Below are 25,482 nucleotides of genomic sequence, written 5' to 3'. Positions count from 1 at the left end.
GTTAACAGTTGACTCGCGGGTCGTCCACGGCCGGACGGCGGGTCGCTTCGCTCGACCATGACGCTGTGCGGCGGTGAGCAACCCGCGATGCGATGTCGGTTGATGTGGCGCATGCAGGTTTTCAAATTCGAGCGGCGAGCAATAACCGATGCGGCTGTGCAGGCGGAGCTCCACAGATCATCGCCTGTTCGTCGAGCACCGTTGGGGCTCGGTCGTTGTACAAACCCCCGCTCGTTCTCGCCGCCGATGCAATAGATCCCGGAAAAATCACATGGTTGAATGTGCGGCGGCCTCCTTTATTGCTGCTACATCGTCCGTCACGGCACCCTCGTTGCGGGACGTGGAGAAGGGTCAATGCAGTGGCCTTCGGGGTCAGCCGTGACGTAGGCAAGCGCCATTTCGTCCAACGCGGCGGAAATGGATGCGCTCGATAGACGCGCGTGGGCATGGCCACGTATCACGACCTGCGGTGGCAGGTCGAGGCCAACCGGAATAAGGTGTGGATCTTCTACGCTAGCCACGGCGCACCTCGTGATGGGGCGCGCGCTTGGTGGTTAAGTGCGTGCCGTCTGTGCCTTGCGCGCCTCGATCCCGAACGCAACAAGAGCGTCTACCATCCTTGGGGTGACTCAACGGTAAGGCAATCGCCCGCATAGGCCGTCGTAACACGCACTTCGCTGAAATCAAGCCCGTAAGCCAGGCGACCTCTCCGGTGACGGGTCAAGTTGCGTGCCGCCGGGGACAACACCCGACGCGGTCTCTGCACCGCATCCGAAGGCCCGCCGACATGGGTAAGCGCTTCGACGACGTGAATGGCCTTGCCATCCGAAAGAGGTTCATCGGGGTATAACAGGCATGTCTGCTCTTCAATTCGGCCCCGGGAAACATCGTCGCTGGCCCTCGACACTCACAACCCGGTGGAACAACGTCTTTCGATCAGGTTGCGTCTCACCAGGGTTGACGCAAAGGTAGCTTGATATTGACCCCTTCGGTTTCAAGCTCGCGCATTCCGATCTCGGTGCATTCAACAATTTGCGGGATCGAAGAACCGACGTTACACCCCTCGCTCCGGTTTTCTGGTCTGGGATGCCTCTGCCGGACCCGCAGGCGTATCGGCGGCCGCCGTTGCCGTCGCATTTTGTACGATGTGCAACTTTCTGGCGCGCAACGGCAGCGAACATTGCGCGTCGGTCAGTGTTTGACGCACTTTGCGCGCGAGTTCCCAGCGCATGGTCCAGAACATGTCCGTGTTCGACCAGACGCGGATATTCAGTACCGCCGTGCTGTCGTCGAAGCGGATGACCATCACCTGTGGAGCGGGATCAGTAAGCGCACGCGGATCGGCCGCGGCGAGGTTGCGCAGTGCATCGAGCGCGCGATGCACATCGTCATCGATCGAGATCTCCACTTCGAGGTCGAGTCGACGGATCGGATTACGGCTGAAGTTGCGAATCGAGTTGCTCCACAACGTGCTGTTTGGCACATATTCGCAGATGCCGTCGGGTTTGGTGAGGCGCGTCGTGAACAGGTTGACTTCGACGACCGTGCCCGCGACACTGCCGGATCCGCCCTCGATAAAGTCGCCGACTTTGAAGGGCCGCAACACGATCAGCATGATGCCGGCCGCGATGTTCTGCATCGTGCCTTGCAGCGCGAGACCGATCGCAAGGCCGGCGGCGCCGAGCACGGTAATGATGCTGGCCGTCTGGACGCCTAATTGCGACAGCGCGCCGACAATCGCGACAATGCGAACGCCCCACAGGCCGACGTCGCATAGGATCGGTCGTAGCGTGGCGTCCATGCGTGGTTGACGCGCGAGAAGGCGGCTCAACGACACCGAAGCGCGGCGCGCGACCCACCATCCGATGATCAATATCGCCGCAGCGGCGCACAGCCGAATCGAGAACGCGGCGAGCGTATCCAGCAGGAAGTCCCATCTGTCCGGACTGATTTCGACGAGAAGATTCCCCATATGTATTCGTGATGCCTCTATTGGACAGCGGCTAGATTAGGTATCACGGCACTGGCCTGTCGCCGAGGACCCTACCACGCGGCGATAGCAGCTCCGTCGGCCTCGCCGTTGCTTCAGCATAGGAAAGAATCGTTGCGCAGGGAAGACGCGCCAGAACGAGCCTCGTCAGACGGACTCCGCGGGTCGTACCTGCTCAAGCGCGATGACCGCTCGCGTAGACCGTCGGGCCCGTGTCCCCATGGCGTGGGCTTATTCCCGTAGGGTAGTCTTGAGGTTCCGCGCGTGGTAGGAGGGCATTGAGTCCAATGCAGTTGGTGGACCGCCGTCAGCCGGCGCACCGCGGAACTTCCTTCGTGAGTGCCCATGAAGATAATGCGCCGTGGGTGTGCTGACGACCGGGCGGCTGGTGGCTGAAGGTTTCGACCATCCAGCGCTTGACACGCTGTTGCATCAGCACTTCGATTGGGCTGCCGCCTGTCTGAGAGGGACGTTTTGTTCGTAACGCAGTGCGTTGTCTACACCAAACGCAATACCGTCAGTCGTACAATCGGCGAATCGATGCTCGGTCCACGCCTTTCTCCAACGAGGTGACTATGTCGGTCACGGCCCGTTATGATGGCATTTCACGGTTTCTTCACTGGTTAATCGCTGCACTCGTCACTGCCCAAATCTAAATTAGGCATGGACCATGCCGGACGTTCATAACGGCACGAGGGCGGTCGGCCTAATCGCCGGGCACCTGTTGGTAGGCACTGTGCTGCTGGCGGCCATGATGTGCCGCGTCCTCTGGCGTATTTCGCATCGACCGCCGGACATCAAGATCGCACGGCCATTGCGCATCATCTCCGCGGTAACGCAGTTTGCGCTATACACACTGCTGATCGTAGTGCCCCTGCTTGGTTGGATTAATGCCTCTTCGCGTGGCTGGAACGTCACATTGCTCTCGGCCGCTATCCCACTGCCCGCATTGTCGTCGACCGGCTCCTCCTTCGATCACGAAATGGGTGATGTTCATGGTGTCGTTGCGTGGGTACTGTTCGCCCTGATTTGCTTGCATGTTACAGGGGCGCTACTGCATCGGTTCGTCTTTCGCGATCAGGTTTCGCAGCCATTGTGGGCCGAATCGGCGAAGTCGGCCAGAATGAGCGGAGACAGCTCCAAGCCGAGATAGCGCTTCAGGCAACAGCAAATCTCCTTGTTTGACATTCCTTCCCTGGTTGCGCCGCTCGACGTACGCGCGCAGGTCCCCGGATCGCTCCGCATTCTCACCTTGGCAATGACCCAAAGGGCGTTGCTTGCTCCACGGTCGCCTCCGTGGTTCAGGCGACAATTGCTGCCGCCGTTTGAGGTCCGACGGCGAATCGTTGCCGAAGCGGTCGGGAGTGTTGAAGATCGAGCGTCCGGGCATGGCGTCGAGCGTCTTGAGCCCTTCTGTGAGCGCGAAAGACTGTTGGGTGCACGGTCTCAAACAACACGACATGCGTCCGCCGCCCGTTCACGGTCATGGCCCATGCCGCACGCCGACTGGCGTCAGGCTAATCGGCTTCCGTGCACGTCAAGCGCGTCTGAAGGCGAGCCAGAGCATTCAATCTCTAACTCAACGAGATCGAGCAGGCATGTCCAGCGCGAGAAGCCAGCCGTGTGCACGCTAGCAGAGCCTTGCCGCAGGCGGTGGGGCACCTAGGCGCCCCCAGTCCCCGCACTCGGTACGCGAAACGGCGCGATCCGGCTGCTCGCGACGTCATGATGCCCAACGCGATTGCGCCCGACTAGCTCATTGAGCGGGACTGCCGCGCGCTTGTCGCTATACTTTCCTCTCGACGAGCGCTCACTTTGCCGGCCCGTATGGCGATGTTCATCCAATTCCTCTTGCAACTGGAACAGGACCTCGAAACGCTGCTGGTCCAGCATGGACCGTTGGCCTACGCAATCATCGGGGCGATCGTCTTCGGCAGTGTCGGCGTACTGCCGCTCGTCATTCTGCCCGCGGACATGCTGCTGTTCATGTCCGGGGCACTCGCTGCCGTCGGTGTGCTGCAGCCTCTGTGGCTCGCGCCGTTGCTGGTCGCCGCCGCGATTGGAGGAACAGTGTTCAACTATGCGCTGGCACGTGCCGTCGCCTCGGTATGGAAACCGAAGCGCAGTGGCTGGATCGACAAGGTAAGTGCGCGAACCCGCGCGCTCTATGTACGTCACGGCGCCGCGCTGCTGCTGTACTCTCCGTTCATCGCAATCGTCCGCGCGGTCGCGCCCGCGCTCGCCGGCGCGTTGAAGATGCCGTTTCGCCGCTTCGTGCGATTCGCGACCGGTGGCGCGGTGATCTGGATATGCTCACTCGCGGGGCCCGGTTATTTTTTCGGCAACGTGCCATGGGTGCGCTCGCATCTGCCGGCTGCGATGGCGATCGTGATCGGCGTGGGGGGCGTCGCGCTCGTCGTTAGCCTGTTGTGGCGAGGACGGCACAAGCGCCGTATCGGCGATTCGATGCTACCCGACGAAAAATCCCGCTGCGACTGAGGCGCCCACCCACAACCCAGCAAGCAGCGCTGCTCGCGAGGAAACGCATGAATCAGGGTCTGCTGAAATGCACGTGCGCGGCCATACTCGCCACACTGTTCGGGTGGGGACTGTATGTCGGGCGCCCCGTGCTGGTGCCAATTGCGTTCGGCATCATCGCGACTTACGTGGTCTTCGGCCTCGCCAATCTGCTGCGCAGCTTTCCCTACGTCGGTGCACGCCTGCGGGAAGGCCCGCGCCACGCAATCGCTGCGACGCTGATGCTCTTCACGGTCTACCTGTCGGTCAGCCTACTGCTGTCCGACAGGGACCGGCTGATGGCCGTCGCGCCGAAGTACGAGGCGACGTTGCTCATACTGCTTACCAAATTCGCTGCGCTTCTGCACATCGAAACGGAGGCGAACTGGGCTGCGATACGTCGCGATCTGTTAGCGAGCGTCAACGTGCAGGCGATCATGACCGCTACTCTGTCGTCGGTGTCGTCGCTCTTCGCGGCGATCATCGTCGTGCTGCTTTATGCTACGTTCTTCCTCATCGAGCACGCGAAATATCGCCGCAAGCTGGTGAACTTCGCGGGCGGCTCGGCGCGCATCGTGTCGGTAATCGACGAGATCAACTCAAAAATCGGCATCTATCTCGCCATGAAGACCCTGCTCGGCGCAATCCTTGGCATCGCGAGTTGGATCTGCATGTGGCTCGTCGGACTCGAATTCGCAGAGCTTTGGGCGGTGCTGATTTGCCTGCTGAACTTCATCCCGTATGCGGGCTCATGGATTTCGGTCGCGGTGCCGACGCTGCTCGCGGCGCTGCAGTTCGGCCAGTGGAACGCGGCAATCGTGCTGTTCATCTCGCTCACGCTCGCGAACTTCATAGTCGGCCATCTTCTCGATCCATGGCTGATGGGCGGCTCACTGAACCTGAGCCCCGCGATAATCCTGATCAGTCTGGCAGTTTGGTCGTCGATCTGGGGCATCGGGGGGGCCTTCCTCGCAGTGCCGATCACTGTCGGCCTGGTCATTGCGCTTTCGGCGTTCGAATCGACACGTCGTTTCGCAGCTCTCCTGACGAACGATGACTAACATGTTGAGGCGACGCGGCGAAGCGCTCGGTTGCCCGGGGGGAAGCTTGACGAGTCCGCGTGCGACGACCGGTTCAATCCCAGTGAAACAAGTTTGCGACGTTCTCGGTGTGGCGCGTTCAATGTGGCGGTAACACTTGCTCGACCCGCTCATTGGCGGAACGGACGCACGGCTCGACAAACCGATGACGCCGAACTGGTGGAAAAATCAGGCGCGTAATCGCTGACTTGCCGAGCTGGGGCTACCGACGCGTGTGGGGCACAATGCGCAGCGAGCGGGAGCGCCTGTGCGCCACTCCGTTAATGCCAAGCGTCTTTATCGCGTGATGCGCATACAGTTCGGGATGGCCGAGAGTTTTGGGAGGACGCGATGAAGGTTCCCAACGAGGGGAATTCGACCCTACGACACCTGTGCTAGTCGCGCTGGAGCGAGCGAGGCACCAGCGAATTCACATCGCGGCCGACTGGCAGCCCGATCGCCGAGAGAAGGGATCGGGCCTCGCTGAAACCGCTCTCGGGATAGCGCTCGAATATCCGGTTAAATTCTTCGGCAAGCAGACGGGCACGTTTCGGCACGGGAGCGTCTGGTCCCAGCATCAAGGCAGTTCGTCCGAACTTGACTGGTCCAGCCTTGATTACGGCGCGCAGAGCCGAATTCGCGCTGCCGCGCCCGAACAACTCCATGCCGTATGTGCGGATCATCGCGCGCACGATTGCTTCAGCAGCAGGTGTAAGCGGCGGCAAGGCCTGTACCAGCCGCAGATGCGGCGAGCGCACATCCGGCGCGGTGAAGCGTCCGATATCTTCTATGTCGGCCTCCAGCCTATGAACCGGTAGGTCGGCACTGAAAAGCAGCAGCCGTATGTGGTCGTAGAACGCGTCTTCGGCTGGATCGATGACTGTAGTCTCCATCATTCTTTTTCCTTGGGCGGCGACGTTGGCCCAACCGGACCAGGGCGAAACTGCAAGAGGCGAGGCGGGCGGTGCGGGCGTGCCGCACGGTACCCGCTTCGCTTCTCGGCGGCAGGCATCGGGTCGGTGCTCTTTAGGTCCGTCGGACATACCGTTCCGAAACGACCGAGCGTCCATGGATCCAGGCGACCGCAAGCTCCAGCGCTTCATCGCGCGCCTCCTCCACGTTGGAGAAGTCTCCATCAACGCCGAGCGTGCGTATCTCGCCTGCCCGATCGGTGATGACGGCCGTCGCTGCGTAGCGACCCTTCTCGGTGGCGGTAACCACCGGCCTGATCTCACAGCCGTGATACTCCATGATGTTCTCCGCTTGCATATCACACCTCCGGCAGAGTGTTGTACCTCAGGCGACACAGATGATTCGGGATATGCAGCATCTCACGAAGCGCGAACCTGACCACGCGCTCCAGTTCGCCTGCCCGTGGGATGCCCCACCGACAAACAGATCGAAACACGCAACGCTTGGTCGCGACTGCCTGAGCGATGGATAAAATAGCGCAAGGAACGCAAATTTCAAGAGGCCCTGCAACATGTCATCCGGGAGGCTTCATGGAACTTTTCGACAGGCTTCAGGAGCAGATCGACACCGTGCGTCTGCCGCTCTTTGCCGTCACCGTCACGGCGGTGGCTCAGGTGAATACCCCGCTTTTTGCGATACTCCACTGGCACGGATTCCGGCGAGCGACGCCGCTTGTCCTGCCCGGCATCGAGATCCCGCGACGACCGGTTCCGGGGTCGGCCTTTCGCTTCGACGCACCGTGGCACAGCTTTGAGACCGTGGACGCCATGCTGCTGGATGCCGCCTGGCAATCCGGCGCGTGGGAAGTCGAGCGCGTCGAGCGGCGAGGCTGCAACGTGATCGGTGCCAGCCAGGCCGAGGCGCTCGCTTGCCGTCAGGCGTTCGGAAACTATCCCGAGCACGGGGCCCGCGACCCGCAGCTTGTCAGCGACGATACAGACCGCGACGCGCTGATGCGTCTTGCCGCGCACAGCGGCTACCTGCGCTGGCTCTTCCGCCCGGTCAAGGGCGGCCTATGGGGCACGCTCAACGAACCCGACGACACCCTCGATGCGGATGGTGGACGCCAGCCGCCCTGTCCGGTGCTGCCTGAATCCCCCCGCCGGGATCGGCGCGGCCGCACGGTTTATCGCCTCGGCAAGGTGCAGCGCCTGCTGCTGCCGCGTTGAAATATTCTGTTACAAATAGACATTTTCACGCCCCTTGAAGCGCGGCATTGGCGCCTCTATTTCGCTTTCCGCCAGACATTGGCTCGGCTGCACCGCGGCGAACTACCCGCCCGGATCCCCGCAGCCGGATTCCCTTATTGGTGATCCTTTAATCGCTCAGGAGATGGAAATGCAGATTCGTCCCCTCTACGACCGGGTTATCGTCAAGCGAATCGAGACGCAGCGGACGACGGCTTCGGGCATCGTGATTCCCGATTCAGCGGCAGAAAAACCAGAACAAGGCGAAGTCGTCGCAGTCGGCAGCGGCCGGCTGCTGCAGGATGGAACGCTGCGCGCGCTCCAGCTGAAAGTCGGTGATCACGTGCTGTTCGGCAAATACGCAGGCCAGACCGTCAAGGTCGACGGCGAGGAGTTGCTCGTGATGCGCGAGGAAGACGTCATGGGAGTCCTCGAGGCCGACGCGGGCGCCGCCCGAAAGGCCGCCTGAAACCGCGTTCCGGTCGCGGACACCCGACCGGCTGTTCGCGACGCGTTTAGTCAACGACTTTACCAGGAGCAAGAACATGAGTGCAAAAGACGTCAAATTTCACGACAGTGCTCGCGCCCGTATCGTCAAGGGCGTGAATGTCCTCGCCGATGCGGTCAAGGTCACGCTCGGACCCAAAGGACGCAACGTGCTGATCGAGCGCAGCTTCGGCGCGCCGACCATCACGAAAGACGGTGTGTCGGTCGCAAAGGAAATTGAACTGAAGGACCGCTTCGAGAACATGGGAGCGCAGGTGGTCAAACAGGTCGCCTCGAAGACCGCTGACGTGGCGGGCGACGGCACTACCACCGCCACGGTGCTGGCGCAGGCCATCGTGCAGGAAGGCATGAAGCACGTTGCCGCTGGCATGAACCCGATGGATCTCAAGCGCGGCATCGACAAGGCTGTGGCCGCAGTGCTCGACGAACTGCGCAATCTGTCGAAGCCGATTTCCACCAACAGGGAGATCGCGCAGGTAGGTTCGATCTCGGCGAATTCCGACGAGGCGATCGGCAAGATCATCGCGGACGCGATGGAAAAAGTCGGCAAGGAAGGCGTGATCACCGTCGAAGACGGCAAGTCGCTCGACAATGAACTGGATGTGGTCGAAGGCATGCAGTTCGACCGCGGCTACGTGAGCCCCTACTTCATCAACGATCCGGAAAAACAGGCCGCGTATCTCGACGACGCATTGATCCTGCTGCACGACAAGAAGATCTCGAGTATCCGGGACCTGCTGCCGGTTCTCGAAGCGACTTCGAAGGCCGGCAAACCGCTGCTGATTGTCGCGGAAGATATCGACGGTGAAGCACTGGCCACGCTGGTGGTCAACGCAATGCGCGGCATCCTGAAAGTTGCGGCCGTCAAGGCCCCCGGCTTCGGCGATCGCCGCAAGGCTATGCTCGAGGACATCGCCGTGCTCACCGGCGCGACCGTAATCTCCGAAGAGACGGGCAAGCAACTTCAGAACGCAACACTCGAGGATCTGGGGCGCGCCAAGCGCGTGGAAGTTCGCAAGGGCGACACGATCATCATCGACGGCGCAGGCGACGAAAAGCGCATCGAGGCACGCGTGAAGTCGATCCGTGCGCAGATCGAGGAAGCGACTAGTGACTACGATCGGGAGAAACTGCAGGAGCGCGTGGCAAAGCTCGCAGGCGGCGTGGCCGTGATCAAGGTCGGGGCGGCGACCGAGGTTGAGATGAAGGAAAAGAAAGACCGCGTCGACGACGCGCTGCACGCGACCCGCGCGGCAGTGGAAGAAGGCATCGTGCCGGGAGGTGGCGTGGCGCTTTTGCGCGCGCGTTCGGCCGTGACGAGCCTCAAAGGCCTTAACATTGATCAGGACGCGGGCATTCAAATCGTGCTGCGCGCACTCGAAGCGCCAATGCGCGTCATCGCCTCGAACGCTGGCGATGAGCCTTCCGTGGTCATCGCCAAGGTGCTGGAAGGCAAGGGCAACTTCGGCTACAACGCGGCCACTGGCGAGTTCGTCGATCTCGTCGAGGCGGGAGTGGTCGACCCCACGAAGGTTGCGCGCACGGCGCTGCAGAACGCCGCGTCGATTGCCGGACTGATCCTGACGACGGATGCAACGGTGGCTGAAGCGCCGAAGGACGAAAAGCCGGCGCAGGCGAGCGCGCCGGAACTGGAGTATTAACCGCTTCGGTTCCGCCCCGCACCGGTCAGCGAGGCTGACCGGTGCATTTTCTTCATGGCAATGTGGGTCGTACTGGATTCGAACCAGTGACCAACGGATTAAAAGTCCGCTGCTCTACCAGCTGAGCTAACGACCCAATCCTCTCTTTTTCGCCGTTATAGCGCTTCGGACGCTCGCCCTAACCGATATCGATCGTGCGACTCGTGGACGGGGCCGGCTCCGTTTTCGGCACGGTCAACGTGAGCACGCCATTGTCGAATTTCGCAAGCGCGCGACCGGGATCGGCGTATTCCGGCATCGGGATCGTGCGTACGAAGCGTCCATGAGCACGCTCCAGCCGATAGCAACCGTTTTCCTCACTGTGCACGTCCTGCTTTTTCTCACCGCGCAGCACGATCGCGCCGTCCTCGACGCTTGCCCTCACGTCTTCGCGCTCCATCCCGGGCAGTTCTGCGGTGACGCGCAGCACCGGTCCCTCGTCGACAACGTCGATGCGCGGCTGGAAGCGCGATGAACTGAAGTCGCCGAACCATCGTTCGAGCGCTCCGCGGCCAGCAAACGGGTCGTGAAAGAACTCTTCCACTGCGCGCCACGGCTCGCGGGAGAACAGTCGCGGAATGTCGGGCCATGCGCTACGCCACGGTTCGCCGGCGGGCGTGCTCTCCGGGTTGTCCGCATCGGTCTTTCGCACAGTCCCGCGAAGGAACTTGAAGGGGTTCCACTTCTTCGGATCGCTGTTCATCGTTTCCTCCTCTGTGATCTGTCAGAGCGAACAGGATTGCGTTCTTGCGTCACGGCGCGATCAGCACCCGGGCCTGCGCTGTCGGAGGGTGGCAGCCAGGCCGCCGCCACCTCGGGTGCTTCCTGGCGTTGCCGCCGACGCGCCGACTTCAGCCCGTACGCACTTCGATCCGCCGCGGACGCGCTTCGTCGCGGCGCGGGATCGTGAGCTTCAGTACGCCGTCCTTCAGGCTTGCCTCGATCTTGGACGTATCGAAGTCCGGGGAGAGCGTGAAGGTTCGCGCAAAGCGTGGCTCACGGATCTCGGCATGCTGCAGCCGCAGATTTGCCGGTGTCGGCACGACCGCCTCGGCCTCGATGGTGAGATTGCCGTCATGAACCCGCACATCGAGCTTCTCTTTGGTGACTCCCGGCAGGTCCGCCCACAACGTGACGCCCTGGGCGTCCTCGTAGATATCGACAGCGGGAGTGATCGTCATCCGCCCCGCGGACGACCCGCTTTCGCTGCGCGTCACCGCGGACGGTTCGCGCTTGCTCAGTTCAGTGGTATCGCTCATTTTCGCCTCCTGGAATTACTGGACGGTGATCGCGCGAGGCTTCGACGATTCGCGCTTGCCGATAGCGATCGACAGGCAGCCATTCTCAGCGCGCCTCAACCTTGTCGGGATCTGCGTTCTCCGGCAGCTCGATGACCCGCCGGAACGCGCCAGTGAAGCGCTCCTGCGCATAGACCCGGGCATCCTCGCCGGTATCCGGTCGCGCTGGCTTGCGCTCACCGCTGATGCTCAGCAGCCCTTTATCGATCGATATGTCGAGTTCGGCCGCATTGACGCCGGGTGCAAACGCGACGATGTGAATCGAGTCGTCGGTGGCGCCAATGTTGACGGGCGGGAGCGAGCCGAGGCGGCTTGCCCGAAGACTGGAGGGGAAAGTACCGAAGAAGTTTGCCATCTGCCGCTGCAGCCGGTCGAACTCGCTGAAGAGGTCAGTGCCAGAGTAAAGATCGCTCATGATGTAGTTCTCCTCAGGTGACGCATCGAGGTGAACCAGCCTACGCGCTCCGGTTCGCCTGCCAGCGTCTGGCAAATAAATCGAAACACGCAGCGTACGATCCCGTGAGCACCGCACGTCTGCCTGAGCGAAACCTAAGATAGGCTCTGCGGCAGATTTTTCAAGGGAAGAGTGCAGGGGCGCGCTTGAATTTTTTGAGGCCGGTCCTATTATCGCGGACGAGGCCGTTTGACCACAGGAGGAGGTCGTGGAATTCGATACAGACTGGTTGACGCTGGGCCCGCACCGCGTGCGGCTGCGCTCGACGAAGGGCTTCCCGACGGAAGCCATGCGCAAGGCAGTGGAGGTCGTACGCATTGCGGTCGACAGCAACATGAGCGCCCGCGCGCGCCTCGTAGAAGTTGTCTGCCGCCAGGAGAAGATTTACGAAGTCACGATTGGCACAACAGTGGCAAAGGACAAGGCATGTGCGCCACAACTCGAGACGTTTATCGCTGGCGTGCTTGGCCTCCCATCGGACCACATCAACCTGATCGTCACGACGGTGGAACAGTCCGAAGTGGATTTGCACTTTGGCGTGTATGAGAGGATGCTCGCCGAAAAGCTCGGTACGGCGCCGCCAATCCAGTGACACGGCACGCTCGCAAGCGGAACCCCTAACCACGGGGTGTGCCAGTGTCTGGTCACGCGGATTCAGATGCTCAAAAGTCTGACGATTTCCCGTGTGGCGCGCGTTGCGATCTATCTTTGCGCGGCTGTGCGGCTGACGCCTTAGCTCGGCAGTACCAAGGCCTCGGCAGCATTGAAGAACTTGAATTTTTTAGTTAGTTAAACTAGTTTATATCCAGCTCAGGCAGTGTGCTGAATCATCCACTAATTGCACACTGCGTGTTTCGATTTGTTTGCCCCGCAGCATGGCAGGCGAACTGGAGCGCGCAAGCCCGTTCTCTTCCTTGCTGCCTATAAGGAGAAGACAATGAGCGACCTTCACCCTCGCCCGTACTCCAATCTGTTCGAGCATCTGAACCGCACGACTGCCTCCGTTCTCGACGTTCTACGATCGCTTCGGGAACGCGCTGGTCGCTTGCTAGATGCACAGGTCACCGCGATGCGAACCACGATCCTACGGTGGATCTCGCACATACGCAGGCGCTAGAGCAAAGTGATTGACAAAGCATGCGGCGCCGATGCCTTTCACCACAGCGGCGAATTGGACAGGGGCGCCACGCTTGCTTAGCCGTTGGCGCCACTGGCGTGCGCGACATTTAGCCAGGCGATGACATGGTGATCCGATGAAGACGATAAAAATCGAGCAGTGCAACGGATACGAGATTGGTATCAGAACGGTCCTTGTGCATGACGGCAACCGCACGCCAGAGGCAGACGCAACTTCGGCGGGCGGCTATGCTGCGTTCGTGCAGATCGCGCGTGACGGCGAGGTCTGCGTGGACTGGCACATGCCGCAGCGTCTAAGACGCTGGGCCGCGCGTGAGGATGCGGAAGCGCAGGCGAAGGACTACGCAGTTCACCTGGTCGAGCGGCGCCCATTCGACCGCCCGCCGCCGGATTTCCCGCAGGCCGCCTGATGGCGGCGTAAAACCTGAGCAGAGGGAGGCAGTTTCAAAGAGATCATGATGGAATTTCATTTGCGTTCGCATCGTTTCAATAGCCGCATCAGGGAAGTGGAAGGAAAGCAGTGACGTGCAGGCGAGCGTTACTCGGACGTCAAGAGGTTTGCGCCATGAAAAGACGATTGTGTGTCCTTGTCCCAGCAGCCATGATCGCTGGGTTATGGTCAGAGAACGTCATGTCGGCCAGCCCCCTGCCGACGTTGCCCCTGCAGCATGACATCTGGATCACCGGGACAGTGGAGCGTGGGGGCGGGAAGTACGCGCTGGGTGACTATCCGACGATAGTGCTGGATCGACCTTCCACTTCCCCCTGCAACGACAAGGTGCTCTCGGACATCCCTCTTGCCGACGGAGGCGAGGCAGCGCCCTCACTGCTGCTGCCGTACCTGAACCAGCGGGTTGCAGTCAAGGGGCGCGTAAGCTGCCCTGACTCGGGCATTCAATTTACGCCGCAGCCGGATGTCGTGTTTCCCGTCTGGTAGGGCAAGGGGAAGCACACGACCATCACCTTTCGGCAGCGCCTGACCAGAGTCACATATCCGTGGTCGGCGTCCCGACCATCGCGCGCGAGGGCAGGCAAGCCGGCCGTGCGGCTGCCGTTGCCACGCTACGCACGCTGCCGCAGTGCATCGCCCAGCGCTAACGGCTTCGCCGGCACACGGCTGGTGGGCGGGAAGACTCCTCTGATACCTGCATCTGGCGTTACCACGAGGGCAGGAGACGACCAGCGTCCCCGCCGCGCTATCGTTCCACGTCGAGAAATCCGGTAGCACCCCAATGCCTCCGCCCGCAAGTGTTGCGGCGCGGCAGGCCGTTGCCGTGTTCGTCACGATCGGGCTCTGGCAACGAACAGTGCATGTCGTGCCAGGGCGTGCCACGCGACTATCCGATGAAGGCCGTGCGCTCTTCGGGCGCACCGATACGTTCTTCATCGCCCCGGCTAATGTCTCGGATGACGCGGACGTCGCGCGCGGCGTGGGCGTCTGGCACCGAGGTGGCCTTCCAAGATTCCTGCGCGTCGACGACGATGTCACGCTGACCACGCGCGACTTTCGCGGGCAACAAGCTTCTCAACACGATTGGCAATCTGCTGGTCGACCCGCGCGCGGGCCTGGTATTCGCAGACTTCTAGCACGGCGACCTGCTCTACGTCGCCGCCGAGGCGGAGGTCGTCTGGGACGGCCCCTTTCATGTTGGCGAGCTGCGGGGCAGTGAGGGGGGCCTGCCGTTTTGCTGGACGTCGGCGCAATTTGCACGCGAACTGGTTCCTGAATCCGAGACGTGGATTCGCTTGCGTGGAGCCATTGAGCAGGAGACCGTTCATATCCGCTCGTTTCTGCTGGAGCGCGAGGGCGGGGACCGGCTGCCGGCATTTGAGCCGGGCCAGTTTCTGCCGATACGGCTTGCCGTGCCGTGCCACGCCGCGCCGCTGGTGCGGAGCTAAACATTGTCGGTGCACGCCGACCGCCGTCGCTACCGTATCAGCTTGGAGCGGCACGGTGTGGCATCTCGTTCATGCGTGATCTCGACCAGCGGCTGCGCGCACTGAACGGACAGCGCGTCCGCTCCGTCTACCGCGACCGACTTGCGCCGGTAGCCCGTGGTCGCGAGCAGCAGGCTGCGCGTGTATTCGTGCTCGATCTGCTGCGCTCGAATGGATGCGATATCGCGTTGCTCGACAATCTCACCATGGCGCATGACCGCGACGCGCGAGCAGAGAAAGCCCACCACCGCCAGATTGTGGCTCACCAGCATCATCGTCAAATTGCGTTCGCGATGAAGCCGTCTCAGCAGGTTGAGGATTTCGGCTTGCACGGACACATCGAGCGCGGACGTCGGCTCATCGAGCAGCAGCACGCGCGGTTCGACGATCAGCGCCCGAGCAATTGCGACGCGCTGCCGCTGCCCTCCGGATAGCTGATGCGGATAGCGGAAACGATAAGACGGACCCAAGCCAACTTCGCGCAGCGCATCGACAATGCGTTCTTCCTGCCCGCCGATGCCGTTGGTGGTCAGCGGCTCGCGCAAGCTCTGATCGATTGTGAAGCGCGGATGCAGCGAGCCGTACGGGTCCTGAAACACCATCTGCACGTCGCGTCGGAAGGAGCGGTCGAGTTTTTCTCCGAGCACGTGCGAGCCGATTTTCATATGACCCCCGGCGACGGGCGCGAGACCGGTCAATGCGCGCAGGATCGTCGACTTGCCGGAACCCGATTCGCCGACCAGTCCGAACACCTCACCTTCTCCGACATGAAAGCTCGCCGCGCGCACCGCGTCGAAGCGGCCGGTCCTGGTTTTGAAGCGCACCGTCAAAGCGTCGACATCGATCATGCTGATTCTCCTGCCGGTTGCGTGAGCCATGCCGCGTCCCGCTTCAGCACGGGCAGTTGCTCGGGTGGATCGACAAGCGGTGGGTTCGCCGCGAGCAGGGCACGCGTGTAGGGATGCTGCGCGTGGACGAGATCGCGCGCCGCGCAGGTTTCCACGACGCGTCCCGCGAACATCACGACGACGCGGTCGCAGAATGACATGACGAGGGGCAGGTCGTGGCTGATAAAAATGAGGCCAGTGTCATGCTTTGCGATCATCTCGTCGAGAATCCCGAGGACCTGCATCGATACGAGCACGTCGAGCGCGCTGGTGGGTTCATCGGCGATCAGCAGACGCGGCCCGGACGAAACCATCATGGCGATCATCACGCGCTGCCCCATGCCACCCGACAACTCGTGCGGGTAGGAGTCGGCGACACGCTCCGGATCGCGGATATGCACCGCTGCCAGTGCCTCGATGATTTTCTCGCGTATCTCGCGGCGGCCGAACTTCGACCCGTGCAGTTCGAACGCTTCGCGCATTTGCTGCGCGACGGTCATCACCGGGTTCAGTGAGTATTTCGGATCTTGCAGGATCATGCCCATCTGCTGGCCGCACAGTTGCCGGCGCTTGCGCGCCGGCATGGCAAGCAGATCCTGACCGTCGAACTTCATCGCCTTCGCATGACATTGCGCCTCAGGCGGAAGCAGGCCGAGCAGCGCGCGCCCGGTCAGCGACTTGCCGGAACCGGATTCGCCGACGATGCCAAGCCGCTCGCCGCGCCGCAGCGTCAGCGAAAGGCCGCGCACCGCTTCGCTCAATTCGCCGCCATGATCGCGAAAGCCGATTCGCAGGTCGTCGATTTCACACAAAGGCTGGGCCATATCGATTGGCATGTCAGCCTCCATGGCGCGGGTCGAAGACGTCTCGCAGACCGTCGCCGAGCAGGTTGAAGGCAAGACTCACCAGCAGAATGGCGAAGCCGGGAATAGTGGCCACCCACCACGAATCGAGCAGCACGTTGCGGCCCGACGCGACCATGAAACCCCACTCGGGGCTGGGCGGTTGTGCGCCGAGGCCGAGGAACCCGAGGCCCGCGACAGTGAGAATGATGCCGGCCATATCGAGGGTCGCGCGCACGATCACCGACGACGAGCACAGCGGCATGATGTAGAGCAGGAGAATGCGCTTGCGCGAGGCGCCCTGCAAGCGCGCGACGTGAATGAAATCGGCCTGCACGAGCCGAAGCGTTTCCGCCCGCGCGAGGCGGGCATAGGCCGGCCACGCGGTAATCGAAATGGCGATCACCGCGTTGATCACACCGGGCCCCAAGGCGGCCGCGAAAGCCAGCGCGAGTACGATCTTCGGAAAGGCGAGTGCTACGTCGGTGATCCGCATCAGCGCGTGGTCCGCCCAGCCGCCGAAGAAGCCGGCAGTGGTGCCGATCAAAAGCCCCACCGGAACCACGATCACCACGACGAGAATCGCGATCGAGAGCGTGAGGCGTGAGCCGTAGATCAGACGCGAGAGGATGTCCCGGCCAAGCTGGTCGGTGCCGAACCAGTGCGATGGCGAACCCGGCGGCAGCAGGCGGTCGGAGAGGACTTGCTGCAGCGGATCGTGCGGTGACATTAGCGGCCCGATTGCTGCAATGATGATCAGCAAGGTCAGAATCACGAGGCCGAAGACCGACAGCGGATTACCCGAGAAGCGTCGCCAGCGCCGGTAAGCGAGGCCAAGCGCGGCCTGCTTGCGTGACGCGGGCGTGTCGCTCAGCAGCCAGTCTTTCCATCGTCGGGGCGCGGCATTCATCGGCCAGTCCTGCGTTTGCATCGATTCATCGGTAGGGGGACGCACGAAAGAGACCTCCGCAATGTCAGCGGGCGCGTGGATCGAACACGCGATAGAGCGCGTCGGTCAACAGGTTGAGCGCGATAAACGTGACGCCGATCACGAGCGTGCTGCCGAGCACGGCGTTCATATCGGCGTTCAGGAGGGCGCCCGTCAGGTACGAACCGATACCGGGCCAGGCGAAGACGATTTCGGTCAGCACCGAGCCTTCGAGCAGATAGCTGTACGTGAGCGCGATCACGGTCAGAAGCGGCACGGCGATATTACCGAACGCGTGGCGCCAGACCACCCGGCGCTCGGGCAGGCCTTTCGCGCGCGCCGTGGTGATGTACTCCTGGCTGAGTTGATCGAGCATGAACGAACGTGTCATGCGGCTCAGAGAGGCGACCGAGTAGTAGCCGAGAATGGCCGCGGGCAGCGCGATATGCGAGAACGCATTGAAGAACACATCCCATTCGCCGGCGATGAGCGAGTCGATCAGCAGGCTGCCTGTGCGCGTATCGACCATGCCGTCGAATACCGGATCGACGCGTCCCGGCCCCGCGACCCAATGCAGCTTCGCGTAGAACAGCAGCAGGCCCATCAACCCGAGCCAGAACACCGGCACGGAACTGCCGACGAGGCCGACGAAGCGCGCGACGTGATCGATCCAACGGTTATGGCGCACGGCGGCGATCACGCCCAGCGGCACGCCGATCAGCACGCCGATGATGGTCGACAGGGTCGCGAGTTCGAGCGTTGCCGGAAACACCCGCCGGATGTCTTCGATCACAGGATGCGCGGTCAGCAGCGACATACCGAAATTGCCATGCAGCACATCGCGCACGTAGATCAGGAACTGCACTGCGAGCGGCGCGTCGAGCCCGAGTTGAAGACGCGCCGCCGCGTAGGCTGCGGCTGACGCGCGATCGCCGAGAATCGCCAGCACCGGATCGATCGGTATTTTGCGGCCGATCACGAACGTGACCGCGAGCAACCCGGCGAAGGTGATGACGAGCGTGACGATCCAGCGCACGAGGCGCAAGGTCCAGCGCACGCTGGCGCTTTCAACCGAAAGCGCGCGCATGCGCTCGAAAGTCGTGAGGCGAGTGGACATGGTAAGTTCCTCGGTCGAAGGCGAAGCCCGGACAGTCTCGCCTCCACCGCAAACGTTACTGCTTCTTCAGATCACGATACGACACGAGGTCGTTGATCGGACCCACCTCGAGACCCGTTACGCCCGGTCGCGCGGCCACCTGCGAGACCTGCTGGAACATGATCACGAAGGGGGAGCTCGCGAGCACCTGCTTCTGCATGGTCTGGTACAGCTCGGCGCGCTTCGCCGTCGACGATTCGGCGAGCGCCGCGTTGGTTTCCTTCGTCAGGCCAGGGATGTCCCATGAGTTGCGCCACGCGAGCATCTTATAGGCCGACTTCTCGGAATTGTCGGGATTCCAGGTGAATCCCTGGGCATTGCTGTGCGGGTCGATGTAATCGGCCGACCATTCGCCGATATAAATGTCATGCGAGCGCGAGCGGTATTTGGCTAGCGTCTGCTTGTTGTCGCCAGGGATGATCTGTACCTTGATGCCGCCTTGCGCAAGATTGGCCTGCACTGCCTCGGCGATTTCGCTGTACGGGTAGCCGTTACGCACGTCCATCGTCACGGAAAAGCCGTTCGGAAGCCCGGCCTTTGCCAGCAGTTCCTTGGCCTTGGCGACGTTCTGCTGGTAGGGGTCGGTATTCAGCGCGCCGAGGAAACCTTCGGGGAGGAAGGTTTCGTGCACCTTGTAGGTGGTTTTGGCGACGTTGCTCTGAATCCCGTTGTAGTCGATCAGCCACTTCATCGCTTGCTGGACTTCCGGTTTGACCAGATTCGGATTCTTGACGTTCAGGCCGAGGTATAGAAGCGTCGCTTGCGGCACCGCGCTCACATGCGCCTTGCCGGACTTCGTCAGCGCGACGAGATCATCAGGACTGAGGTTGCGCGCCACATCGACGTCACCGTTCTCGAGCAGCAGGCGCTGGCTCGACGCTTCCGGCACGTGACGCAACACGATCCGCTTCATCGCGAGCGGTACGCGATAACCGTCGAAGCGCTGCAGGACGATGCTGTCGTTGGCAGTCCATTTGACGAGCTTGTAGGCGCCAGAGCCGGCCTCGTTCGTGCGCAGCCATTCGTTGCCGAAGTCATTGCCTTTCTGGTGCGTGAGCAGCAACTGCTTGTCCACCACCGACGCAGGCCACGAACCGAGTACGTTCAGCACAAACGTCGGCGCGTATTTCTGGTCGGTCGTCACACTGACGGTTGTGTCGTCGACCTTCTTCACGTTGGCCAGCACGTTGTCTTTGGTCAAACCGATGCCTTGCAGCACGGCCGCCGCGCCTTTATCGAGGAGGACGGTGCGCTGGATCGACCACGCGACGTCGTCGGCGCTCAACGCGTTGCCCGAGTGGAACCTGAGACCTGGACGGATCTTGAACGTGAAGGTCAGGCCGTCGGGGCTCACGGTCCATGATTGTGCGACATCGCCGTTGAATTTCGACGGGTCTTTCAGATCGACGCGCACTAGCCGGTCATACGTATTCGCCACATATTCTTCCGGCACCAGTTCGTAGATTTCGCCCGGATCGAGCGTGGTGAATTCGTCGAGGAGCGTGGCCATAACGAACATGTCTTTCGGCGTCGCCGCCGCAGCGGGGACGGCGGCTGTGAACGACAAGGTCAAGGCGGAGGAGATCACCGCCGCCGTCAGTGCATTGCGCAATACCAGTTTCATTGCCGCTCCATAAGGAATGGGTAGAGCCTGTCAGGGAACAACGGATGGAGAAATCGAACGCCATTACATGAGACGCAACGGACCGCTTTCGCCGTTGTCGATCAACGGCAGCGCGCGGGAGCCAGGCAACTCGTAATGCCACCATTCGCTCTTGATGTGGATGAAGCCGGCTGCGTGCATGATGCCGAGCAGTAACACGCGGTTGCGCTGCACATGCGCTGGCAGGCCAGTATGGAAGTGTTCGGACTCGATCGTCATCGCGTCGAAGCCTGTGCCCATGTCGAGTTCGTTGCCGTCAGCGTCGAGCAGCGTCAGATCGATCGCCGTGCCGCGGCTATGGTTCGAACCACGGCCAAGCTCAGCGATGTAGGTCGGGTCGGGCAGAAAATCCCACAGCACCTGTTGCGCCTGGGGCGGACGGTACGCATCGAAAATCCGCACGGTCAAGCCGGCGTTGCGGGCAATCTCTACTGCCTCGCGCAAAGCGGCTTCCGCGGGTTCGAGCAGCAGGCAGTGAGCTTCCTTGTAGATGGGCTTGCCTGTCAAGTTGCGCTCGGTGGCATAGACGAGGTCGATGTCCACGCCATGCGTGGCGGCGGTGATTTCGATGAGTCGCGGTTGTGTCATGGCGGGCGCGTTCAGATTCCGGATGTGAGAGGTTTAGAGATCGAACTGATTGAATCCGCCTTGCAGCTCGCTGCGACGCGTTCGTCGATCGCGGCCCCCAGTTGAGCAACGATCGCGGTAATCATCAGCAGGTTGAACAGACAGCTGAGCGGCGCCAGCGAGTCCCAGAACTGGCCGACATCGGTTTTGATCTGCGACCGGTCGCAATCGAATTCACGAGCCCACGGGCAATAGATGTCGGTGACCAGTGAAACTGCCCGCCACGATGCGCTGCGGCTTCACAGTAGCGGCGCGCGATCACCGGGTAGGCGCGCGTGTCGGTAATGACGAGGATCGGTGCGGCGAATTCCGAGTTCAGCGAATCGACGTATGAGACGGACAGGCCGTCGGAGTACAAGACGCGCGGACGGATGTATTCGAGGTAGCCGTAGAACGCGTTGCTGGTGCCGCGGGTGGACTGGATGCCGACGATATATACGGCGTCCACTTGGGAGATGCGCTCCGCGATGCGGGCGAACATGGGCGATTGCGCCAACTGGTACACATGCTGGATCGCGTCGATTTCGAGTTGCAGCGAGCGGGTCATGGCGCCGGTTTGGACGTTTTCGCCATGGTGCGGAGTGTTGGCGAACTGCCCGAACACGCGCAGGTATTCGTCGAGCCGGACGGTAATCATCCACGGGCGCCCCTGCGCGCCACGCAGTTCGCGCTTGAGGTCGTCGAGGTTGCGATAGCCGACGCTGCGCAGGAAACGCCCCACGGAGATTCCGCTGGTGACCGTTTGCTGCGCGATCTGATCAGCCGGCTCCAGCCCTAGTCGCTCGAGATGAGCCAGCATGTAACTGGCAATGCGCTGGGGCGTTCGAGTGAGTTCGGCAAAGTGGGCCTCGACGGTCTGTGCGAAAGCGGTCGGCATGTCAGCGCGGATGGATTTTTGGTTAATTACCTGTCATACATTTCGTCAATGACATGTATCTAACAAAGCCAATAAAGTCAGCGCCAGCTTAAAGAATCAATTGGATGCCGCTGTCTAATAGCTTGTGGGCGAGACTTCCGCTTACGGCCCGCGTATTTGGGTGGATGCCGCTATTCGATGCCCTCATTCTGTGGCTCCAAAGTTTTGTCCCGTAATGATGGCCTGGCGGGGTTTGTATGTCGATCTGCGAGGCCATCCCTACTCCGCACATGGATAACCATCGACGTGCAGGCCGCAATTAGCGCGGGAAGGGCGCCGAGCAAATCCGGTTGTGCACGTGGACTTTTATCTGCTCTCGCGCCGAGGCGATCGCCTCAAGCCCGCCTCGCGCAGCAGTACGACGAAGCGACTGGCGTTGAAGTGCACGTTGGTCAGCGTCGTGAACATGGCGTAGAGAATGAACTGGTCTGACTTGCGATCCGCGTGCCCCGTCAGGCGCGCAAGCCTGTTGTACTGCGCGATGCCCTTGACGGCATGCACCAACAGATCCTGCAGGTCAGCAGTTGTCGCGTCCTTGCCGCAATTGCCCTTCAAAGATGCGCAACCAGGTTGTACACCCGTGCGGTCAGTCTTTGCGACGCAAGTGCGCACGGAACATATCCTCAGGAAGGGTCGTGCTGCAGGAATCGATCTAGCGGCGGGCGAATGCGCGAGGCCCACAACAGCCACCGAAGCGCTCGCCGACCTTCATTGGCGCTTGTCACTTTTGAGCTCAGGTTATCGTGCCGATTTGCGTTCGCCCATTTGTGCACGAGTTAGTAACTGCTCGCGCGCGATCGTGAGCAATGCTTCGAGTTCGGGAGTGTGCTCGCCGCGCCGCCAGACCATGTAGAGCGGGATCACGGGCGCCTCGCCCGCGAGCGGTCGCGCGCACGATGAACGATTGATCAGCGAGGCGGTGTAGGCGGGCAGTAGGCCGAGGCCGAGCCCCATGCCGATGAGATTGAGATTGAGCAGAATGTTGTTCGCGATCTGCGCCGTGCGCGGGCGGATGCCGTAAGCCTCGAAATACGCCTCTACCACCTTGTGCACCTGCCCCGCGGCGAGCGGATCCGTAGCAACGAAGGTCTCCCCGTCCAGCTGCTCGGGGGCGATTTCCTCGCATTGCGCAAGCCGATGGCTCGCGGGAAGGATCACCATCATCGGTTCCTCCAGCACGACCTCGCTTTCGAACACCGCCGCGTCGATCGGCCCGCGCATGAAGGCCACATCTATCCCGCCCACCGTCAGCAGGCTCTCCTGCTCGTAGGTGAGCAGGCTACGTAACTCGACGTTGATTTCCGGATACTCCATGCGCAGGCGCGGCAGGATGGCCGGGAAAATCTGTACCTCGGCCGCCGGCACGAAACCGATGGTAATCGTCGCGCGACTTCGCTCGCCGATGCGGCGCGCATGAGCGACGGCGCGAGCGGCCTGTTCGACCACGAGCTGCGCGTCGCTGCGGAAAGCGCGTCCGGCCTCGGTCAGTTCTACCTTGCGGCGCGTGCGCGTGAACAGCGGCGTGCCGATTTCCTCCTCGAGATCGCGGATTTGCTGGCTCAGTGAAGGCTGGGCGGTGCCCAGACGCTCGGCCGCACGCGTGAAGCTCAGCTCATCGGCCACGGCGATGAAATAGCGGAGATGTCGAAGTTCCATTCCGCCTTTTTATCGTTAAAACCTATCAATTGCAACAAACAAAGTATTTCAGTTTTTAAGGCGGCCGTCGCAAAATCTGCGCACTTCGGTTCCAAATTGGAGCCGGACGCTTGTCCGGAGGAGACAAATCATGTCTAAGAGCATTGACTTTGATGCGCTTGTCGATGCGCGTACTGGCCGCGTCGCATCGTCGATCTATACCGATCCCGAACTCTACGAACTCGAGCTTGAGCGCATCTTTGGCCGCACCTGGCTGTTTCTGGCCCATGTGAGCCAGATCCCGAAGGCCGGCGATTTCTTCAACACCTACATGGGCGAGGACCCGATCGTCGTCGTCCGCCAGAAAGACGGCTCCGTCAAGGCCTTCCTGAACCAATGCCGTCATCGCTCGATGCGCGTGTCGTATGCCGATTCGGGCAATACGCGTGCGTTCACGTGTCCGTACCACGGCTGGTCGTATGGCACTGATGGCGCGCTCGTCGACGTGCCGCTCGAAGAACGTGCCTATCCTCACGGCCTGTGCAAGGAGAAGCTTGGCCTTCAGGAAGTCACGCGCGTGGCTGAGTACAAGGGCCTCATTTTCGGCAACTGGGACGCCACGGCGCCGGATCTGCATGACTACATGGGCGACATTGCCTGGTATCTCGACGGCGTGCTCGATCGCCGCGAGGGCGGCACGGAGATCATCGGCGGCGTGCAGAAATGGGTGATCGACTGCAACTGGAAGTTCCCGGCGGAGCAGTTCGCGAGCGATCAGTACCACGCGCTGTTCTCGCATGCGTCGGCGGTGCAGGTACTGGGCGCCAAGCCCGACGGTGAGGCAAAGCAACTCGGCGCGGGCCAGACTGCGCGCCCCGTCTGGGAAACGGCGAAGGACGCGCTGCAGTATGGCCAGGCAGGTCACGGCAGTGGCTTTTTCTTCACGGAGCAGCCTGATGCCAACGTCTGGGTGGACGGCGAAGTCTCGCAGTACTTCCGCGACAGCTATGCCGAGGCCGAGCAGCGCCTCGGCCAGGTTCGTGCACTACGTCTCGCGGGCCACAACACGATGTTCCCGACCCTGTCCTGGCTCAATGGCACGGCCACGCTGCGCGTGTGGCATCCGCGCGGCCCGCACCAGGTTGAAGTCTGGGCATTCTGCATCGCCGACAAGGATGCGTCGCCAGAGGTGAAGGCTGCGTTCGAGCGCAGCGCGACGCGCGCGTTCGGTCCGGCGGGCTTTCTTGAGCAGGATGATTCCGAGAACTGGGTCGAAATCCAGAAGGTGCTGCGCGGCAAGCGCGCGCGGCAGACGAAGCTGATCGTCGAAATGGGTCTGGGCAACGAAAAGGTGCGCGAGGACGGTATCCCCGGCATTACGAACTACATCTTTTCCGAAACCGCGGCACGCGCTATGTACCGCCGCTGGGCTGATCTGCTGGCGAGTGAGACCTGGGATGAAGTCCATGAGCGCACCCAGCGTTATGAGCAGGAGGTACTGAAGCGTGACTGATACGACCAAACTTCCGAGGGCCGTTCCGCTCGAGCTGCATCACGAGATCGAACAGTTCCTCTGTTACGAGGCTGAACTGCTCGACGACTGGCAATTCCGCGATTGGCTCGATCTCGTCAGCAAGGACATCGCCTATACGATGCGCACGACCGTCAACGCGCAGACGCGCGACCGTCGCCGCAGCGTGCAGCCGCCGACGACCTGGGTATTTGACGACAGCTGGCATCAGCTCGAGCGCCGGATTGCGCGCCTCGAGACCGGCATGGCCTGGGCCGAGGAACCGCCCTCGCGCACGCGCCACGTGATCAGCAATGTGCGAATCGCAGAGGGGGAGGTGCCGGGCGAGTTCGACGTGCGCCTGAATTATGTGCTGTACCGCTCGCAGAAGGAGCGCGACGAGACGTTATACGTCGGTACGCGGTTTGACCGCGTGCGCCGCGCCGACAGCGCGGCAGGCTGGCAGCTGTGTCGCCGCGAGATCGTGCTCGATCAGGCGACGCTGAATTCCCACAATCTAAGTGTTCTTTTCTGAAAAC

23 protein-coding genes, 1 tRNA gene and 6 pseudogenes are annotated in these 25,482 nt (G+C 61.7%); 12 read left to right on the top strand and 18 right to left on the bottom strand.

Translation table 11 applies throughout. The annotated features are described in order from the left end of the window. Positions 1-1,054: 1,054 nt before the first annotated feature. Positions 1,055-1,972: a mechanosensitive ion channel family protein gene (locus ACLFKU_RS26290; protein ID WP_410851023.1), complete on the bottom strand. Its 918-nt coding sequence runs from the start codon at positions 1,970-1,972 to the stop codon at positions 1,055-1,057. A 593-nt stretch (positions 1,973-2,565) separates the two neighbouring features. Here ACLFKU_RS26290 and ACLFKU_RS26285 point away from each other — a divergent pair. The 4 genes and pseudogenes from ACLFKU_RS26285 to ACLFKU_RS26270 form a co-directional block, all read left to right on the top strand. Continuing rightward, positions 2,566-3,143 (top strand): annotated as a pseudogene (locus tag ACLFKU_RS26285) (cytochrome b). Between the two features lie 680 nt (positions 3,144-3,823). After that, a complete protein-coding gene (locus ACLFKU_RS26280; protein ID WP_410851022.1) occupies positions 3,824-4,489 on the top strand; it encodes a DedA family protein in 666 nt (221 codons plus the stop codon). A gap of 47 nt (positions 4,490-4,536) precedes the next feature. Further along, entirely contained in the window at positions 4,537-5,568 is a 1,032-nt protein-coding gene (locus tag ACLFKU_RS26275; protein ID WP_410851021.1) for an AI-2E family transporter, read from the top strand. A 70-nt stretch (positions 5,569-5,638) separates the two neighbouring features. Continuing rightward, positions 5,639-5,902: pseudogene (locus ACLFKU_RS26270) on the top strand (IS3 family transposase); the annotation flags it as partial. Between the two features lie 79 nt (positions 5,903-5,981). On the opposite strand, the gene ACLFKU_RS26265 reads toward ACLFKU_RS26270, so the two are convergent. Together ACLFKU_RS26265 and ACLFKU_RS26260 are read right to left on the bottom strand one after the other, a co-directional pair. Further along, on the bottom strand, positions 5,982-6,482 hold the full coding sequence (locus ACLFKU_RS26265; RefSeq protein ID WP_410851020.1) for a hypothetical protein: 501 nt from the start codon (positions 6,480-6,482) through the stop codon (positions 5,982-5,984). Positions 6,483-6,612: 130 nt separating this feature from the next. Then, on the bottom strand, positions 6,613-6,855 hold the full coding sequence (locus tag ACLFKU_RS26260; RefSeq protein WP_368582563.1) for a hypothetical protein: 243 nt from the start codon (positions 6,853-6,855) through the stop codon (positions 6,613-6,615). Positions 6,856-7,088: 233 nt separating this feature from the next. Here ACLFKU_RS26260 and ACLFKU_RS26255 point away from each other — a divergent pair, with 233 nt between their 5' ends. The 3 genes from ACLFKU_RS26255 (at position 7,089) to groL (ending at position 9,913) form a co-directional block, all read left to right on the top strand. Beyond that, on the top strand, positions 7,089-7,727 hold the full coding sequence (locus ACLFKU_RS26255) for a diguanylate cyclase (protein WP_410851019.1): 639 nt from the start codon (positions 7,089-7,091) through the stop codon (positions 7,725-7,727). 169 nt (positions 7,728-7,896) lie between these two features. Continuing rightward, the gene (locus tag ACLFKU_RS26250; protein ID WP_026228167.1) at positions 7,897-8,214 is read left to right on the top strand and encodes a co-chaperone GroES; all 318 of its coding nucleotides are present in this window, start codon (positions 7,897-7,899) and stop codon (positions 8,212-8,214) included. Positions 8,215-8,290: 76 nt separating this feature from the next. Then, positions 8,291-9,913 carry a chaperonin GroEL gene (gene groL, locus ACLFKU_RS26245; protein ID WP_410851018.1) on the top strand — a complete coding sequence of 541 codons (1,623 nt, stop codon included), beginning with the start codon at positions 8,291-8,293 and terminating at the stop codon, positions 9,911-9,913. A gap of 63 nt (positions 9,914-9,976) precedes the next feature. On the opposite strand, the gene ACLFKU_RS26240 is transcribed toward groL, so the two are convergent. The 4 genes and pseudogenes from ACLFKU_RS26240 to ACLFKU_RS26225 form a co-directional block, all read right to left on the bottom strand. Further along, positions 9,977-10,049 (bottom strand) — tRNA-Lys (locus ACLFKU_RS26240). A gap of 42 nt (positions 10,050-10,091) precedes the next feature. Beyond that, positions 10,092-10,655, bottom strand: a complete 564-nt coding sequence (locus tag ACLFKU_RS26235) for an Hsp20/alpha crystallin family protein (RefSeq protein WP_410851017.1) — start codon at positions 10,653-10,655, stop codon at positions 10,092-10,094. A 148-nt stretch (positions 10,656-10,803) separates the two neighbouring features. Beyond that, positions 10,804-11,211, bottom strand: coding sequence for an Hsp20/alpha crystallin family protein (locus tag ACLFKU_RS26230; protein WP_410851016.1), 408 nt, complete (start codon positions 11,209-11,211; stop codon positions 10,804-10,806). Positions 11,212-11,226: 15 nt separating this feature from the next. Further along, positions 11,227-11,665 (bottom strand): annotated as a pseudogene (locus ACLFKU_RS26225) (Hsp20/alpha crystallin family protein). Positions 11,666-11,912: 247 nt separating this feature from the next. Here ACLFKU_RS26225 and ACLFKU_RS26220 point away from each other — a divergent pair. The 3 genes from ACLFKU_RS26220 (at position 11,913) to ACLFKU_RS26210 (ending at position 13,778) form a co-directional block, all read left to right on the top strand. After that, the gene (locus ACLFKU_RS26220) at positions 11,913-12,296 is read left to right on the top strand and encodes a hypothetical protein (RefSeq protein WP_013093386.1); all 384 of its coding nucleotides are present in this window, start codon (positions 11,913-11,915) and stop codon (positions 12,294-12,296) included. Positions 12,297-12,957: 661 nt separating this feature from the next. Beyond that, positions 12,958-13,251 carry a hypothetical protein gene (locus ACLFKU_RS26215; RefSeq protein WP_410851015.1) on the top strand — a complete coding sequence of 98 codons (294 nt, stop codon included), beginning with the start codon at positions 12,958-12,960 and terminating at the stop codon, positions 13,249-13,251. A gap of 155 nt (positions 13,252-13,406) precedes the next feature. Then, positions 13,407-13,778 (top strand): hypothetical protein, encoded by a 372-nt coding sequence (locus ACLFKU_RS26210; RefSeq protein WP_410842360.1) that lies wholly within the window; start codon positions 13,407-13,409, stop codon positions 13,776-13,778. A gap of 548 nt (positions 13,779-14,326) precedes the next feature. On the opposite strand, the gene ACLFKU_RS26205 is transcribed toward ACLFKU_RS26210, so the two are convergent. The 11 genes and pseudogenes from ACLFKU_RS26205 to ACLFKU_RS26155 all read right to left on the bottom strand — a co-directional run bounded on the left by ACLFKU_RS26205 (position 14,327) and on the right by ACLFKU_RS26155 (position 23,454). Next, entirely contained in the window at positions 14,327-14,620 is a 294-nt protein-coding gene (locus ACLFKU_RS26205; RefSeq protein WP_410842361.1) for a hypothetical protein, read from the bottom strand. A gap of 149 nt (positions 14,621-14,769) precedes the next feature. Further along, positions 14,770-15,627, bottom strand: a complete 858-nt coding sequence (locus tag ACLFKU_RS26200) for an ABC transporter ATP-binding protein (RefSeq protein WP_410851014.1) — start codon at positions 15,625-15,627, stop codon at positions 14,770-14,772. Next, positions 15,624-16,502 carry an ABC transporter ATP-binding protein gene (locus tag ACLFKU_RS26195; RefSeq protein ID WP_410851013.1) on the bottom strand — a complete coding sequence of 293 codons (879 nt, stop codon included), beginning with the start codon at positions 16,500-16,502 and terminating at the stop codon, positions 15,624-15,626. The genes ACLFKU_RS26200 and ACLFKU_RS26195 overlap by 4 nt, the downstream gene beginning before the upstream one ends. A 1-nt stretch (position 16,503) precedes the next feature. After that, a complete protein-coding gene (nikC, locus tag ACLFKU_RS26190; protein WP_410851060.1) occupies positions 16,504-17,418 on the bottom strand; it encodes a nickel transporter permease in 915 nt (304 codons plus the stop codon). 64 nt (positions 17,419-17,482) lie between these two features. After that, complete coding sequence (locus tag ACLFKU_RS26185) at positions 17,483-18,553, bottom strand: ABC transporter permease (RefSeq protein WP_410851012.1); 1,071 nt, start codon at positions 18,551-18,553, stop codon at positions 17,483-17,485. Between the two features lie 55 nt (positions 18,554-18,608). Continuing rightward, positions 18,609-20,216, bottom strand: coding sequence for an ABC transporter substrate-binding protein (locus ACLFKU_RS26180; protein ID WP_368582553.1), 1,608 nt, complete (start codon positions 20,214-20,216; stop codon positions 18,609-18,611). Between the two features lie 63 nt (positions 20,217-20,279). Continuing rightward, on the bottom strand, positions 20,280-20,843 hold the full coding sequence (ddpX, locus tag ACLFKU_RS26175; RefSeq protein WP_410851011.1) for a D-alanyl-D-alanine dipeptidase: 564 nt from the start codon (positions 20,841-20,843) through the stop codon (positions 20,280-20,282). Between the two features lie 33 nt (positions 20,844-20,876). Beyond that, positions 20,877-21,411: pseudogene (locus tag ACLFKU_RS26170) on the bottom strand (MurR/RpiR family transcriptional regulator); the annotation flags it as partial. Between the two features lie 74 nt (positions 21,412-21,485). After that, positions 21,486-21,759: pseudogene (locus ACLFKU_RS26165) on the bottom strand (MurR/RpiR family transcriptional regulator); the annotation flags it as partial. Between the two features lie 369 nt (positions 21,760-22,128). Continuing rightward, positions 22,129-22,410, bottom strand: a pseudogene (locus ACLFKU_RS26160) (hydroxylamine reductase); the annotation flags it as partial. 126 nt (positions 22,411-22,536) lie between these two features. After that, positions 22,537-23,454 (bottom strand): LysR substrate-binding domain-containing protein, encoded by a 918-nt coding sequence (locus ACLFKU_RS26155; protein WP_410851010.1) that lies wholly within the window; start codon positions 23,452-23,454, stop codon positions 22,537-22,539. A gap of 130 nt (positions 23,455-23,584) precedes the next feature. Between ACLFKU_RS26155 and hcaE the strand changes: the two genes are divergently transcribed. Next, a complete protein-coding gene (gene hcaE, locus ACLFKU_RS26150) occupies positions 23,585-24,946 on the top strand; it encodes a 3-phenylpropionate/cinnamic acid dioxygenase subunit alpha (protein WP_410851009.1) in 1,362 nt (453 codons plus the stop codon). Next, complete coding sequence (gene hcaF / locus ACLFKU_RS26145; protein WP_410851008.1) at positions 24,939-25,478, top strand: 3-phenylpropionate/cinnamic acid dioxygenase subunit beta; 540 nt, start codon at positions 24,939-24,941, stop codon at positions 25,476-25,478. The genes hcaE and hcaF overlap by 8 nt, the downstream gene beginning before the upstream one ends. Positions 25,479-25,482 lie beyond the last annotated feature (4 nt).

The sequence above is a fragment of the Paraburkholderia sp. EG304 genome (genome assembly GCF_046543485.1).
GTDB lineage: Bacteria > Pseudomonadota > Gammaproteobacteria > Burkholderiales > Burkholderiaceae > Paraburkholderia > Paraburkholderia youngii.
The sequence above is the reverse complement of the archived record's forward strand: the minus strand, read 5'-3'. Positions and strand labels throughout refer to the sequence as shown.

Bases quoted from the DNA above. Each gene is read 5' to 3' on its own strand.
- ACLFKU_RS26230 (WP_410851016.1), bottom strand. From the start codon at position 11,211: ATGAGCGATACCACTGAACTGAGCAAGCGCGAACCGTCCGCGGTGACG.
- ACLFKU_RS26180 (WP_368582553.1), bottom strand. From the start codon at position 20,216: ATGAAACTGGTATTGCGCAATGCACTGACGGCGGCGGTGATCTCCTCC.
- ACLFKU_RS26210 (WP_410842360.1), top strand. From the start codon at position 13,407: ATGAAAAGACGATTGTGTGTCCTTGTCCCAGCAGCCATGATCGCTGGG.
- ACLFKU_RS26290 (WP_410851023.1), bottom strand. From the start codon at position 1,972: ATGGGGAATCTTCTCGTCGAAATCAGTCCGGACAGATGGGACTTCCTG.
- ACLFKU_RS26200 (WP_410851014.1), bottom strand. From the start codon at position 15,627: ATGATCGATGTCGACGCTTTGACGGTGCGCTTCAAAACCAGGACCGGC.
- ACLFKU_RS26185 (WP_410851012.1), bottom strand. From the start codon at position 18,553: ATGTCCACTCGCCTCACGACTTTCGAGCGCATGCGCGCGCTTTCGGTT.
- ACLFKU_RS26255 (WP_410851019.1), top strand. From the start codon at position 7,089: ATGGAACTTTTCGACAGGCTTCAGGAGCAGATCGACACCGTGCGTCTG.
- ddpX (WP_410851011.1), bottom strand. From the start codon at position 20,843: ATGACACAACCGCGACTCATCGAAATCACCGCCGCCACGCATGGCGTG.
- ACLFKU_RS26195 (WP_410851013.1), bottom strand. From the start codon at position 16,502: ATGCCAATCGATATGGCCCAGCCTTTGTGTGAAATCGACGACCTGCGA.
- ACLFKU_RS26260 (WP_368582563.1), bottom strand. From the start codon at position 6,855: ATGCAAGCGGAGAACATCATGGAGTATCACGGCTGTGAGATCAGGCCG.
- hcaE (WP_410851009.1), top strand. From the start codon at position 23,585: ATGTCTAAGAGCATTGACTTTGATGCGCTTGTCGATGCGCGTACTGGC.
- ACLFKU_RS26250 (WP_026228167.1), top strand. From the start codon at position 7,897: ATGCAGATTCGTCCCCTCTACGACCGGGTTATCGTCAAGCGAATCGAG.
- nikC (WP_410851060.1), bottom strand. From the start codon at position 17,418: ATGAATGCCGCGCCCCGACGATGGAAAGACTGGCTGCTGAGCGACACG.
- ACLFKU_RS26280 (WP_410851022.1), top strand. From the start codon at position 3,824: ATGTTCATCCAATTCCTCTTGCAACTGGAACAGGACCTCGAAACGCTG.
- ACLFKU_RS26155 (WP_410851010.1), bottom strand. From the start codon at position 23,454: ATGGAACTTCGACATCTCCGCTATTTCATCGCCGTGGCCGATGAGCTG.
- ACLFKU_RS26265 (WP_410851020.1), bottom strand. From the start codon at position 6,482: ATGATGGAGACTACAGTCATCGATCCAGCCGAAGACGCGTTCTACGAC.
- ACLFKU_RS26275 (WP_410851021.1), top strand. From the start codon at position 4,537: ATGAATCAGGGTCTGCTGAAATGCACGTGCGCGGCCATACTCGCCACA.
- groL (WP_410851018.1), top strand. From the start codon at position 8,291: ATGAGTGCAAAAGACGTCAAATTTCACGACAGTGCTCGCGCCCGTATC.
- ACLFKU_RS26205 (WP_410842361.1), bottom strand. From the start codon at position 14,620: ATGAACGGTCTCCTGCTCAATGGCTCCACGCAAGCGAATCCACGTCTC.
- ACLFKU_RS26235 (WP_410851017.1), bottom strand. From the start codon at position 10,655: ATGAACAGCGATCCGAAGAAGTGGAACCCCTTCAAGTTCCTTCGCGGG.
- ACLFKU_RS26215 (WP_410851015.1), top strand. From the start codon at position 12,958: ATGAAGACGATAAAAATCGAGCAGTGCAACGGATACGAGATTGGTATC.